The organism is Legionella hackeliae, assembly GCF_000953655.1.
GTDB lineage: Bacteria > Pseudomonadota > Gammaproteobacteria > Legionellales > Legionellaceae > Tatlockia > Tatlockia hackeliae.
In genome coordinates, this window is record NZ_LN681225.1 from 195,315 (window position 1) to 209,434 (window position 14,120).

Consider the following 14,120-nt stretch of genomic DNA (forward strand, 5'->3'; position numbering starts at 1 on the left):
TGTCATCGCGGACGTTGCCATTCGTGGTTTGCAGATTGTCCTGGAGCGGAGAATACTTTGACCACTACTTTTTCTATGCGATGTTTATCAAGTTCTTCTTTGTCTTTAATTAATTCTTGCACAAACCACCGGGAGAGTTCTTCAACGGTAATGTTTGTTAATGGCATAAGAGTTACATCTTCTTTCAGGAAAGGAATTTTTTTGTGATTAAATGTGAAGTAATAATACTCTTCATCCTCGGCGAACTGCAGAAATGGTGAATATTCTGGCATTAAAAAAGTTTGATTCAAGTGACGACAGAGCTTATGGATACGTTCTTTATAATAACGGTAATCAAAAGTCATTCCATTCTCTTCAACCCAGGTTGTTAGAGCCAAATAAACACCATACATATGACCATGGAGAGGCTCGCGTTCTGTCGCGGAAAAAATGGTAGTATGGCCTGCAGAAAATTTCATGGATTCTTTTTGCAGTTCGACTGTGGTTAAATATTTTTTCATTATAAACTCGCTCGTTTGTCCTGCAGTTGAAAACCCAGTAAAGGAATTTCAATGTGTTTGCTTAAGGCAATGACTTTGAATAATTCGCCCATTTCACTGGGTTGCAGCAGCTGTTTCACTGCTTGATTTGCTCGCACGCGAAGTGAATCGTCACTCAGTTCATTAAGCAAGCTTAACAAACCATTCGCCAGCAAAAAAGAGGCTTGATTGGTATAGCCTGCAACATGAAAGCCGGCATGATAACCTGCTTCAGCAACATGGGTAAAATCAACATGGGCTGTAATGTCTTGTTCACCAAGATGAATTAATGGATCAGGGTGAGCATGGTGACGGTAATGACACATCAAGGTTCCTGTATTGCGATCGGAATGATAATACTCATGTCGTGGGAAACCATAGTCAATTAAGAACACAACACCTTGTTCAAGCATCAGAAAGCATTGCTTAATCCAATTATCGATAAACAAATTGGCTTCTGATAGATAAGGAGAAAAGTCTTTAGACAATACATTATCAACATGATTTATCAAACGTGGATTAGTACAAGGTTTAAAAATTTCGACCAAATTATTTTGAGCATCCTGGGTCACATAGCTTTCTTGTAACCCCTCCTTCGTTTGTAGAAAACGATGAACAGGCATGGCATCGAGTACCTCATTGGCGATGACAACTCCTTTAAAGGCGGTTTCCGGCCAGCGTTTAAGCCAGGTAATACGCGAAAATAAATGGGGAATTTTTTCCTGTATAAGGGCTTGCTGACGTTGTTTTAAATTACTGCTAACTTCTAAAATACAATAATTATGAGGAAGACAATTTAAGCGTTCAAGTTGTAGCATAATATCAACACAAAGTGTGCCTGAACCCGCACCAAATTCAAATAAAATGGGTTCTTCAAGTTCTTTAAGGATTTGTTGACATTGATTGGCAACGGTATAGCCAAATAAGGGGGTTAGCTCAGGTGCTGTCACAAAATCTCCCTGGGTTCCGAATTTCTGTAGACCAGCACTATAATAGCCATAATAGGGGTGATATAAGGCCTGTTGCATAAAATCAACAAAGGGTAGATCGCCTTGCTGTTGAATTTGTTCACGTATTAGGGAAGATAAGTTCATAACTGATTAACTATAAATGGGGAAACATATTTTGACTCAAGCCAATAAACACGCAGTAAAAGTGGCCTTGGTGACCGGTGCTGCAAGGAGGATTGGAGCCGCTATTGTTTCTAAACTACATGAAGCGAAGTTTAAAGTAGTTATCCATTGTCATCAATCTTTGCGCGATGCTCAAATGCTTGCAGCGACTCTTAATGAGCAACATCCGGACAGTGCTTTGGTTATTTCTCAGGATTTAAATGAAAAAAATGCTGCCAATAAGCTTATCGCCGCAGCGTTAGTATGGGGTGGGCGTCTTGATGTATTAGTCAATAATGCCTCTATTTTCAACCGGACTATGTTGATAAAACCGGATGAGGCTCATTGGAATGACTTATTCGATACCAATGTGAAATTACCGTTTTTTTTAAGTATGGAAGCGTGTTCCCATTTAGCGAAACATCAAGGAGTTATTATTAATCTTACGGATATTCATGCTGAAAAACCGCTTAAAGATTATGCGGTGTACTGTCAAACCAAAGCGGCATTAGTCATGCAAACAAAAGCATTAGCTAGAGAATTTGCTCCTGATGTGCGTGTTAATGCGGTGGCGCCGGGAGCCATTATGTGGCCTGAGCATGGCAATGCGCTTAATCTTGAAATTCAACAAAAAATTGTGTCGCAAACACCCTTGAAACGCCACGGTCATCCGAGCTTTATTGCCCAAGCTGTATTGGCGTTAGTGGAAAATCCATTTATAACGGGGCAAATTTTGAGCGTTGATGGCGGGCGCAGCATCGCCTAGGGTTAGGGAAACTTCATTTACAATCTAACGTAGATTGGATCGCTTTATCCAAATATGAGCCCAGGCCCACAAGAGAAATTTTCTGGATGTCTCGGACAAGCCGAGACACGTAGAAGCAAGTAGAGGCAAGTAGAGGCAAGTAGAGGCAAGTAGAGGCAAGTAGAGACAAGTAGAGATTACCTCTCTATAGTTCCGCCCTACGTGCCTCGGCTTGTCCGAGGCATCCATTAAAGTAGCGATTGTCTTTTCAGCTGCTATGAGGTGGCACCTCATACAAGCTATACACAGTTTTATCCACAGATTTTGTGGATAAAAGAAACGGACCTCAGAACAAGTTGAATAGCATTTAACCCGCACTGGATCTGGTGTGACAGACTTGGTATTAGAAAATTGGGATAACAGGTAGATTAAAAAAGATTAAGGTTACCCACAAGACGCTAAAAGAGAATAGTTCTGCAGGGTTTGTCATGATAGCCAAATAAATTTTTAAAAAACAGTCTTGACACTGAAAATTTATTAGGTTGTTGAGAGCACCATTATTAATTATCGAGCAATAGCAATTTTTTCAGCGCCTTCTCAATCTCAACTAATGTTTGTAGAGCGTAAAAATCTTGTAATTGTTGAGGAGTCAATCTGTTTTTAAAATAATAACGAAATAGTGATTTGCTCTGAAGCATGGCTTTATAGTCATCTTCCAAACGTGCAAGACCTAACAAATGGTCCATAAATACTGTTTTAAGTTGGTTATCATCAATATCAACCTTCTCATCATTTAGTAAGTTTTGATAAATCCAAGGTCTGCCCGTGCCTGCACGACTTATCATATAGCCATCACAGCCACTTAAAGAAATTGCTCCAAGGAGAGTTTCCTGATTGCTGATATCTCCATTGGCAATCACAGGTATAGTGACTGCTTGTTTAATTCGTTTTATCTGCTCGAAATCACATGGTTTGTCATAATCTTCTGACCAATGTCGTCCATGAACAATAAGTGCATCGGCACCGGATTGTTCTATCATCTTTGCCAGAGTGAGATCCTGATCGTTTTTCTGAATACGAATTTTTACAGTAATAGGGATGCTAATTCGAGGTCGGATTGCAGCTATAATAGTACTAAGCTGGTGTGGATTATCGAGCAAGGCACTCCCGGCGCCCTTTTTACGAATTTTACCTTTAGGACAACCACAATTTATATCAAGTAAATCAGCACCATAATGTTGCAATCGTACGGCGGCTTCAGCCATCATAGCAGGATCATTGCCGGCAATTTGATAACAAAGCAATCCTTCTTGTAGGGAGCGAAAAAGATAACGTGAATTGGATTTATGTTTGTATAATGTATCGTGTGCGGAAATCATTTCACTAACACAATAGGCAGGAGGCTTGTGCTTCATAAATAATTCGCGAAAAGGTGCGCAGCTAAAACCTGCTAATGGACCTTGAATTAAACGATTCGACAACTGTAATGAACCAATGCTTAAAGGACTATTAAGAAAACTATGCATAAAAAATACGCTACACCCTGAATGGATTGCATTATACCTCAATTTTTATCGTGTCATTTTTTATATTTAGAGTTAGGTGAGTTTATATAATGGACAAAAAAGATCTTTCTCCTCTCGAGCTATTAAAAATAGCAACAGAACACGCTTATTGTGCGCAGCATTTGTTGCATCAAAATGCTGAAGTCGCTGGTAGTGGCCACAGGACCAGCGATGCACTGGCTCCGATTACATCACTGATGTACACCGCATTTGAATTAACTCTTAAAGCCTATCTTTTGCATGAGCATAGAAAAATCAATCAACCCTTAAGACTCATGGAGCTCGTTGAATTAAACAGCGATCTTGAGTTGTCAAACCAAGATAGGGTACTTCTTAAGAGCTTGGCAAAATCTCAAGCCTTTCGTAAAGGTCTTGACTACGAACTGTGGGAAGAGCGCCAGCAACATCATGTCTTTTGTACACAACTTCTTGATGTATATGAACGTTTACAACAAGTGATGCCGATTGAATTACATCCCAGTTATCAATAATTGGGATGTAGGGATCCAGAAGGAGTTTTATTGATTTTAAATTAATCGTTTTGTGCCAATTATTTCTCAAAAAATATTAAAACTCTTAAGGAAATATTAAGGTTCGGCTGGCATTATATGGGCTATTTACTAAAAAAGTAACCAAGAAGGCTAAGAAGTATTATGGGAAATTCTGTAAAATTATTTAAAGTCGAAAATGCAAAGGCAGACAATCATCACCCGAAGGAAGAAATTACCTTTAAAGATGATTTAGGGGAAGTGATGTCCTATGAGAAAATGCGAACCTTAGGCAAGGGGGCATGGGGAAAAGTGGTTAAAGCGAAAAATGCGCAAACCGGAACTATAAAGGCCATCAAAATTCAAAAAATTGATAACTCTCCTGACAGTAAAGAGCTCGTGGCCGATATCAAAAGAGAAGCCTCCGTAGGTGCCCAGGCAGAATTTACCCGTAAACTGGTGTTCACAGAAAGTAGTGACAACCCAGGTGAGCAAAAAGCATATATGGTCAATGAATTTTTTGCTGGAAAAGATTTAAGCAAAGTCATTGAAAAAGGGAAGTACACCACGCAAGAGTTTTTGATTATTATGCGGGGAATGTTTCAGGAAATGTATCGATTACAAAGTTTGGGGATCATTCACGGTGATATTAAACCTGCGAATTTTATAGTGGGAAAAGATTTAACGGTTAGAGCGGTAGATTACGGTTTCTCTGCACTTGAAGGAGCTGATGATCTTGTTTCTCGTGGTACACCCCTTTACTCTCCTTTAGAGTTATTTGTTGGTGCTCCAGTGAGCCAGGTTGCAGATATTTATTCAGTTGGGATTGCAGCACTTGAAGGTTTAGGTCAAGTTAAAAGAGAAAAGCTTAATATTGCTGAGCATGAATCAAATATCATCAGACTTATGCCGAATGCGGATCTTGAGAAAAATCTGGCTAAAAATCGCCCCGATTTAAGCGCTAAACAAGTCAAATTTTTAGTTGAAATTATTAAAAAGATGACTAAACAAAGTCCTACTCAAAGACTTAAACCCTACGAATTTAAAAAAATGCTTGATACTTACGACAAAGAAATTTTAAAGATTCCTCCAGTACCTCAAGTCGTAAAGAATGTGTCTAAATTAGTTGATGATGTTATTAAGATGTTAGAAGATAGAACGACGGAAGCAAAACCCGAGGAAAAGAAGGCACTTAGACGCTCATTAGGAAAGAAAGATATTGACTTTACAGCAGAGCAATTAAAAAAGCCAAAATGTTTATATGCCTTAAAAGCAAAAATAGCACAGGCAAGTGATAAGGACCGTGAAGACTTCAACTTTGCTCGCCAAATTATGGGGGACTTACGCCATATCACTAAACATCGTTTGAATGGCAATAAGTTTACATCAAATGCTCGTGTAGCAGTGGGTGATTTCTTTGGGAGATTGGTCAACCGTGTACTGCCAATCGATCCATGGACAAATCTAAGTGTGTCAGGTTCAGTTGCTGCAGTTCGGGACGAAGTTGAAAAGAGAATGCAGAATAACTTCAGATAAGTTTTTAAAAGGCGTTAATTTATACGTTAACGCCCCATAACTTTTCATTAGTCCATTCCAGTTTTAGATTACAACTCGCTAGCTCTTTTTGATCCACAGGATAGAGAATGCGGTTAGGCATAAAAAAATAGCTTAAAGGCATTGAAACTTGATACGCTGGTGTAGGTGGATTAATCAGGCAAACAGACCAGTGATTAATCCCTAATTGTTTCGCCTTAGCATCAATCGATGCATACAGTTGATAGAGTTGATGTGGTTGATAAAACTTTCTGACTCGCTCAACTTTCCCTCCGATTAAAAGTATTGCAGCAAGACTTACCACAATGAATCCAGCAGGTTTTGATAAACTATCCAAAGCCGGGAATTTTACGGCATCAAGTACAGAAAATATAAGCAAACAAAGCCAAGGCAGGAAAAGCATATTGTAATAGCGGTGAAATCCTAAAATGTCCTTATTCTCATAGCCAACTGCAAAAACAATGGCCTGCAAGAAATACAACATCAATAAATATAAAACGGCAAAGGCTGCAAAAACGATCATGCTGGTATTAATCCTGGCACGATTTAGAAGGGGATTTTTTACCGCCCAATACCAAAGCCCACCAATGAATAGATAAAGCATCAAATAAGGAATTTTGATGAGATAATCAAAGCGTGCAAAAAATATTTCTTTCAAGTAAAGCCATTGTGCAACGTGATAATGGGTGTTGAAAGGATTAAGGGCCGAGAGTGCAGAATCAAGGGAGACACTGTGTGAGAAACTGTGGAAATGATTACTAGTAACATGGAATTTCCACAATAGTTTTGTCATGAAAACCAGGGCAATTGTTCCAACACAATGGAGTAGAATTTTGCGATTGGCGCGTTCAACTAAAACTAATAATACCAGCGCGAGAATAGAGAAGACGAGTCCAATTTCTTTGATGATGGAAAGAAAAACGATAGGAAGACACAATGACAAGGAGTTTTCTTTTTTATAAATCAACCACGTTATCGTAAATAGATAAGCAGCTACATAGGCATCAACTTCCATTCTGGCAAAGATAGCACCGTAGGAAAGCGTAAATAAAATTAGCCAAATACTTAAATGGGTTACTGAGCGAGCAATATTGCGGGGGTCAAAAAATACCATCATAGCAGCAATTAGAATGAGTCCTTGGGCAAAATAACCTAGTATCTGGGAGTATTGCTGTGTGAGTGTATAAAGCAAATAATGGAAACTTGCCATACCAGGAATGTAGGTAAGAAAGCTTGCATTAATGTAAGTGTCATTATTGGGCAAGGCATTAAAGACAAATAAATACTTACTGATTGTTCCCCAATAGGAGTAGTCATCAATGCTTCGAAATCTCAGACCATAAGCAATAGCAAAACATAAACCACAAATGGTCAAATAGGCCAAAATCGTGAGCAGTTCTGGCTGGTAGTTACTCAACGATTGTTTCTTTTTAATTAAATTTCCTACATAGAAAATGAAGAGAAACCCGCCGATTCCAAGAAGCAATAGGCTTGTTAAATGAGGAATAGAGAATAAAAAGCTATAAAACATCACCAAACCGGAAAAGGCCGTGGCATTAAGCAACCCAACTGATAGATTGGTTTTCAATACGCGAGTAAAAAAAACGCCCCAGCCAATTAAGACGGAACAGAATAACGCACAACACAGCAATATCATATCATTCCTCTGCAGGGTTAATGGCTATTTGCCAAAATGAAGGGGCACAAAATTGAAGGACAGTTTAAAGGGCTATTTATGTTGGAGCAAGACGGGGCTGATATGAATTTAAAGATATCGTGCAGAAAAGGAATTTAAATTACAAAGATTGCACTATTTCATGAAATTTGCTAGCTTAGCCGAGCTTATCTATTGTTAAAATATTTATCTAGACGGTTATTTACAATTTATTTAGCTAATAAAAAATAATGTGCTCATTCCCAATAAGGACAATAGCAATAAGCTGTATATCAACCAGGAAGTCCTATTTATGCCATCAAAGAATTATCCAGTTTTAATTATTCCAGCCTACAATCCTGATGAAAGGCTTAGTCAATTATTAAAAGAACACAGTGAACTTTGTTCTGAGCAAAAATGTATCATTGTCAATGATGGTTCCACTGCTGAATCCATGAAAATTTTTAATCAACTGGAAAGTGATGGCTATATTGTTTTGCATCATAAAAGGAATCAGGGCAAAGGTGCTGCGCTTAAAACGGCAATGAATTATTATTTGGCTGTTTTTTCTCAAGAGATGACAGGAGTAATTACGGCAGATGCAGATGGACAGCATAGTGTTGAAGACATCATTCATCTTAGTCAACGTTTTCATGAGGAACCTTCCAAGTTATATCTAGGGGTTCGTCAAATTGCAAAAGGTGATATTCCGCTACGTAGCAGATTTGGCAATGTACTCACCAAGCTTCTTTTTAATGTGCTTACACGTAGTCGCATTAAAGATACGCAGACAGGTCTTCGCGGAATTCCCAATCAATTAATTCGTAGCCTGGTCATGACAACAACCAAACGGTATGAGTTTGAGTTTGAAATGTTTTTTATTGCTAAAAAACTTCGTTTGCAAATTGAGCAATTACCTATTGAAACAATTTATATTGATAACAATAAGGGGTCTCATTTTAATCCACTTGTCGATTCGCTGAGGATTTATTATATTTTTCTGCGTTTCTGTTCGGTAGCTATTTTTTCTTTCTTGCTGGATTTTAGTCTATTTTCAATGTTCTATCTTATTAGCCAACATGCGGCTTTTGCGGTATTTGGTGCGCGACTTATTTCCGCACCGGTCAATTTTATTTTAAATAAGAATTTATCGTTTAAATCGCAAAAAAGTTTGTTAGTGTCTGCCTTTCAATATTTTACGTTGGTGGTGGTCATGGGGGCGTCTTCTTTCTATGTAATGAACTTTATTCATTACACAGGATTAAATATTTATTTCAGTAAAATAATCGCTGAATTTTTGATATTTATGGCGAATTTCCTTATCCAATATTTAGTAATTTTTACCAAACGCACTAATTTAATCAGCCTTAATGCTTAATTTCAAGACAATAGATGCCATTTCTGAGGGAGAAATACATCTATTGGACGTTATTTAGAAAATTAGTGTGCTTCGTCCCAGTCTTGTCCAATACCTATTGAAACCTGTAGAGGTACAGACAATTTGGCAGCATGTTCCATGAGCTCCCGGATAGTATGGGTTGTAGCATCAATGTGATCTTTGTGCACTTCAAAAATTAACTCATCGTGAACTTGCATGATCATTCGTGCATAAGTTGTTGGTTGAGTGGTTTGCCATTTGGAAATAGCCAACATCGCTTTTTTAATGATGTCAGCAGCTGTTCCTTGCATAGGAGCATTAATCGCCATCCGTTCTGCAGCTTTTTGACGAACCATGTTGCGCGTATTAATTTCTGGTAAATGCAGTCGACGACCAAACAGTGTTTCGACATACCCCTGTTGATGAGCTTGCTGGCGGGTGCGTTCCATATAACTTAATACGCCAGGATAACGTTTAAAATAGGATTCCATGTAGTTTTGGGCATCCTGACGCTCGATCCCTAACTGTTTTGATAGACCAAACGCTGACATTCCGTAAATTAAGCCAAAGTTAATGGCTTTAGAGCGGCGACGTTGTTCATGGCTAACCTCATCCAAAGGCACTTGAAAAATTTCACTTGCTGTAGCTGCATGAATATCCCAACCCATGGTAAACGCTTTAAGTAAATTCTCGTCTTGTGAAAGATGGGCCATAATGCGCAATTCAATTTGCGAATAATCGGCTGCCACCAGCACATGTTCAGGAGGAGCTATAAATGCTTTGCGAATTAAACGTCCTTCCTCATTACGAATAGGGATATTTTGCAGATTAGGATCACTTGACGATAAACGTCCAGTCGCTGCCACAGCCTGGTTATAACAAGTATGAACCCGGTGAGTAATAGGGCTGATACATTTGGGCAGGGCGTCAATATAAGTACTGACTAATTTACTAAGACTGCGGTATTCAAGAATCACAGCCGGTAAGCGATATTCGAAAGCGAGCTCTTGCAAGACAGATTCAGCAGTTGAAGGTTGCCCTGTAGGGGTTTTGCTAAAAACAGGTAATTTTAATTTATCAAAAAGAATTTCTTGCAGTTGCTTAGGCGAATTTAAATTAAACGGTGCTTTTGCAAGCGCCAATGCTTCTTTTTCAAGTTCGATCATTCGTAACTTTAAGCGTTCACCATGTTTCTCGAGAGTATTTTCATCGATAAGCACCCCTCCGTACTCCATCTCCGCAAGCACAGGGAGCAAAGGAATTTCGATGTCTTGTAATACTCGTTTGAGAGGTTCATCAAGCATGGGATAGAGCTTATTATGTAATCTTAGATTAACATCGGCAGCACCAGCTGCATAAGGTGCGGCCTGAGCAACACTAAGTGCATCATAGGCAAGTTGTTTTACCCCTTTTCCTGCGACATCCTCATAACTCAAGGCTTTATGGCCTAGATATTTTAACGCCAGTGAATCGCGGTCATGTTTGCTAGCATTACTATTCAGCACATAAGACTCAAGCATAATATCAAAAACCATGCCTTCTAAATGAATATCGTGCTTTTTCAAAACATTGAAATCATACTTTAAGTTTTGGCCTATCTTAGTGATGTTTGGATTTTCAAAGAAAGGCTTCAATGCTGCTAATACTCGCTCGCTTGCAAGCTGTAAACTGTTGTCTTTATGAGCAAGAGGGAGATAAACAGGCTTATCTTCTTCTAGTGTTAAACCAATGCCTACAATAGCTGCATCGAATGAATGTTTATTATTCGTTTCTATATTAAAGCAAAATTGTTGACAGCTATTTAATTGTGAAAGCAACTTATTGAGTTCTTCTTCTGTATTGATAATTGAAAAATTGACCGCTAATGTTGAAACTTCGCCTGAACTAACGATTTCGTTTTCTTCTTCGCCCAAGAGCTCTTTTAACCAGTTTTTAAATTCCATTTCACGGGTTAGCGCAATAAGCTGCTCGCGATTTGCTTTTTTAATCGACAAGTCAGACAAAGTAAGTGACAAAGCTACATCAGTTTTAATCGTGACTAGGCGTTTAGACAAAGGTAAATGAGCCAAACTCTCTCGTAAGTACTCACCAATTTTACCGGTAATCTTGTTGGCATTGGTTAATAAGTTGTCTAAGGTTTGATATTCCTGTAGCCATTTCGCTGCAGTTTTGGGTCCACATTTGGTAACACCAGGGACATTATCAACGCTATCGCCAATTAAAGTTAAATAATCAATAATTTGGCAGGGATCAACACCGAATTTATTTCGAACACCTTCTATATTGAGCACTTGGTTCGTCATTGTGTTAACAAGCGTTACATGCTCATTGACTAATTGTGCCATGTCCTTATCGCTAGTGGAGACCAAAACGGGCTGACCTTGCACAGTTGCCCAATGGGTGATGGTGCCAATGACATCATCTGCTTCCACGCCGTCTATAATCAGAATGGGTAAACCCATGGCTTCTAATAAGGTTACTAACGGCTGAAACTGACAACTTAAATCATCAGGCATAGGTGCACGATGCGCTTTATACTCTGGATACCAATCGTCTCTAAATGTTTTACCTTTTGCATCAAAAATTACCGCAATTTGCTCTGGTTTATAATCTTTGATTAGACGCTTGACCATGTTTGCTACCCCATAAACCGCACCGGTAGGCTGACCCTTCGATGTTGTCAGTGGGGGAAGCGCATGGAAGGCGCGAAAAAAATAGGATGATCCATCAATTAAAATCAGTGGTGACGCCATTAGTCTGTCTCGTGTTGTGCCAAACGCTGACTCAGTTCTTCAACTTTGTCGCTTAAAGTTTTTAAGTTCTTACGCATCAATGGAATACGTGTTACTGCTAGTTCTTGTTCAATTGCCTTGTCTCGTGGGCGAGCAGGACTACCTAAGTATACATTGCCTTGTTTGAGATGTTTTTTAGGGGGTACGCCGGCACGTGCTGCCAGGATAACACCATCATCAATGCGAACATGATCGCTAACGCCTACATTCGCCGCAAAAATTACATTATTCCCACTAGTCGTACTGCCTGCTATTCCGGTGAAAGCACAAAGAATGTTATGTTTACCGAGTTTTACAGAGTGAGCAACTTGAACCAGATTATCTATTTTGGTACCCGCACCAATAACCGTTGAGCCTAAGGTTGCTCTATCAACTACGGTATTGGCACCAATTTCCACATCATCTTCAATAACCACGTTGCCTACATGAGGAACTTTCAAATGATGATTGTCTATAAAAGTATAGCCGAAACCATCGGAACCAATCACAGTTGACGCATGAATTGAGACACGCTCACCAATCCGACATTCTCTATAAATAGTGACTTGGGGATGAATGGTTGTGTTTGCGCCAATCGTGACATTTTCACCGACATGGACATGGCTCTTGATTACACAATTATCGCCAATATGTGCGCCACTTTCGATGGTAACATAAGGACCAATCGCAACATTTTTACCAAGAATAGCGTCGTCGGCAATCACTGCAGTAGGATGAATACCGGCGGGAATTTTTTGGGGGGGATAAAAATGCTGCAACAGTTGAATAAAGGCTTTATAAGGGTGAGCAACTTGAATAACAGGTTTTAACTGACTTGTGACCGAGTGACTTACCAGGATAGCAGCTGCAGCAGAATGTTCTGCTAACTGTAAATTGTCATTTCCATCAGCAAAAACCAGAGCGCCTACACTAATATTATCAATAGGAGCTAATAAAGAAATTTCAATGTTCTCATCACCAACCACAACACCGCTGACTAAATGAGCAATCTCATACAACGAAGCATTCATCAAAGTACCTTAATAATCGTGCAAAATAGTGCAATTATAACTCGATGCAGCTTCAGTTGTGAATCTTTATACCCTTCGTAATAATAAAGCAGCATTTGCTCCACCAAAAGCAAAATGATTTGAGAGTGCAATATCAATTTGTTGCTTGCGCCCCTCATTGGCAACATAGTCAAGATCACAGGCCGGATCAGGCTCATAAAGATTGATGGTGGGTAATAAAAAGTCATTCTGGAGACATAATGTAGTTGCAATAATTTCCATTGCCCCTGCGGCACCAATGGCATGTCCTGTCATTGCTTTTTGAGCGGTGATAGGGATCTCATAAGCTCGTTGACCAAACACGGCTTTAATGGTTTCTGTTTCGGTGACATCATTCAACTGAGTTCCTGTACCATGGGCATTGATGTATTGGACATCGCTGATAGCAAGCTTTGCATCATCGAGCGCTGAATGAATTGCACGAACTTGTCCTTGGCTGTTAGGGGCTGTAACGTGATAGGCATCACAACTGGCACCAAAACCGATAATTTCTGCGTAAATTTTTGCACCACGCGCTTTGGCATGTTGCATGTCTTCGAGAATTAAAATCCCCGCGCCATCGGCCATGACCAAACCATCACGATTTTTATCGAAAGGCCGACTCGCTAATTGAGGATTTTCATTTTGGGTCGACATAACGCGCAGCTTACACCAGGCTGCCATTATCGTTTCCCAGAGAAGTGACTCTGTACCACCGCATACAGCTAAGGGTAATTGGCCATGAGCAATTTGCTGATAAGCATAGCCTATTGCCTCTGCAGAAGAGACACAGGCATTGGAAATGGTTGAGTTAGGTCCTCCAAGTCCAAAAGCAATTGCGACATGATTGGCAACGGAATTAGGCATGCCACGGATGACGCTAAGCGGAGGTATTTTTTTCCAGCTTTGAGTAAAAAATGTATTGTAAGCTTCTTCAAGTTCCGGTGTGCCACCGAGACTGGTGCCAATAAACGTACCTGCCTTACTGAGCTCTTCAGCAGTAAGTCCCGCTCTCTCTATAGCATGATGCGTACAATATAGCGCAAATTGTGCTACACGAGGAAAACGTTTTGATTTATCAAAATCTGGCAAGTGAGCCAGGGATAGATTAGTGATTTCTCCACCAATCTGTGTAGGATATGGCGAAGGATCGTAAGCCTGAATGCGTTTAATGCCGCATTCACCTTTCGTCGACGCCTGCCAGAAAGTCTCAAGACTACTACCAATGGACGATACAATTTCCATCCCAGTGATGACCACTCTTTTTTTCATTCCATCCCCTCTGG

11 protein-coding genes are annotated in these 14,120 nt (G+C 39.6%); 4 read left to right on the forward strand and 7 right to left on the reverse strand.

The window, feature by feature from the left end; all coding sequences use genetic code 11:
• Window positions 1-2 precede the first annotated feature (2 nt).
• Together LHA_RS00910 and LHA_RS00915 are read right to left on the reverse strand one after the other, a co-directional pair.
• Window positions 3-500 (reverse strand): 6-pyruvoyl trahydropterin synthase family protein, encoded by a 498-nt coding sequence (locus LHA_RS00910; RefSeq protein WP_045104875.1) that lies wholly within the window; start codon window positions 498-500, stop codon window positions 3-5.
• Window positions 500-1,612, reverse strand: a complete 1,113-nt coding sequence (locus LHA_RS00915; RefSeq protein ID WP_045104876.1) for a class I SAM-dependent methyltransferase — start codon at window positions 1,610-1,612, stop codon at window positions 500-502. The genes LHA_RS00910 and LHA_RS00915 overlap by 1 nt, the downstream gene beginning before the upstream one ends.
• Before the next feature lie 16 nt (window positions 1,613-1,628).
• Between LHA_RS00915 and LHA_RS00920 the strand changes: the two genes are divergently transcribed.
• Window positions 1,629-2,396, forward strand: a complete 768-nt coding sequence (locus LHA_RS00920) for a pteridine reductase (RefSeq protein WP_045104877.1) — start codon at window positions 1,629-1,631, stop codon at window positions 2,394-2,396.
• 539 nt (window positions 2,397-2,935) lie between these two features.
• Here the strand turns inward: LHA_RS00920 and LHA_RS00925 are convergent.
• Window positions 2,936-3,901 carry a tRNA dihydrouridine synthase gene (locus tag LHA_RS00925; RefSeq protein ID WP_045104878.1) on the reverse strand — a complete coding sequence of 322 codons (966 nt, stop codon included), beginning with the start codon at window positions 3,899-3,901 and terminating at the stop codon, window positions 2,936-2,938.
• 89 nt (window positions 3,902-3,990) lie between these two features.
• Between LHA_RS00925 and LHA_RS00930 the strand changes: the two genes are divergently transcribed.
• Entirely contained in the window at window positions 3,991-4,431 is a 441-nt protein-coding gene (locus tag LHA_RS00930; protein ID WP_045104879.1) for a hypothetical protein, read from the forward strand.
• A 276-nt stretch (window positions 4,432-4,707) separates the two neighbouring features.
• Window positions 4,708-5,964: a protein kinase domain-containing protein gene (locus LHA_RS00935; RefSeq protein ID WP_256597227.1), complete on the forward strand. Its 1,257-nt coding sequence runs from the start codon at window positions 4,708-4,710 to the stop codon at window positions 5,962-5,964.
• Window positions 5,965-5,983: 19 nt separating this feature from the next.
• On the opposite strand, the gene LHA_RS00940 is transcribed toward LHA_RS00935, so the two are convergent.
• Complete coding sequence (locus tag LHA_RS00940) at window positions 5,984-7,639, reverse strand: hypothetical protein (RefSeq protein ID WP_045104881.1); 1,656 nt, start codon at window positions 7,637-7,639, stop codon at window positions 5,984-5,986.
• A gap of 310 nt (window positions 7,640-7,949) precedes the next feature.
• Here LHA_RS00940 and LHA_RS00945 point away from each other — a divergent pair, with 310 nt between their 5' ends.
• Window positions 7,950-9,014, forward strand: a complete 1,065-nt coding sequence (locus tag LHA_RS00945; protein ID WP_045104882.1) for a bifunctional glycosyltransferase family 2/GtrA family protein — start codon at window positions 7,950-7,952, stop codon at window positions 9,012-9,014.
• 62 nt (window positions 9,015-9,076) lie between these two features.
• Here LHA_RS00945 and polA read toward each other — a convergent pair whose 3' ends face one another.
• The 3 genes from polA to LHA_RS00960 form a co-directional block, all read right to left on the reverse strand.
• Window positions 9,077-11,767: a DNA polymerase I gene (polA, locus tag LHA_RS00950; RefSeq protein WP_045104883.1), complete on the reverse strand. Its 2,691-nt coding sequence runs from the start codon at window positions 11,765-11,767 to the stop codon at window positions 9,077-9,079.
• Window positions 11,767-12,816 carry a UDP-3-O-(3-hydroxymyristoyl)glucosamine N-acyltransferase gene (gene lpxD, locus LHA_RS00955; RefSeq protein ID WP_045104884.1) on the reverse strand — a complete coding sequence of 350 codons (1,050 nt, stop codon included), beginning with the start codon at window positions 12,814-12,816 and terminating at the stop codon, window positions 11,767-11,769. Before lpxD ends, polA begins: the two co-directional genes overlap by 1 nt.
• A gap of 66 nt (window positions 12,817-12,882) precedes the next feature.
• On the reverse strand, window positions 12,883-14,106 hold the full coding sequence (locus tag LHA_RS00960; RefSeq protein ID WP_045104885.1) for a beta-ketoacyl-[acyl-carrier-protein] synthase family protein: 1,224 nt from the start codon (window positions 14,104-14,106) through the stop codon (window positions 12,883-12,885).
• Between the last annotated feature and the right edge of the window lie 14 nt (window positions 14,107-14,120).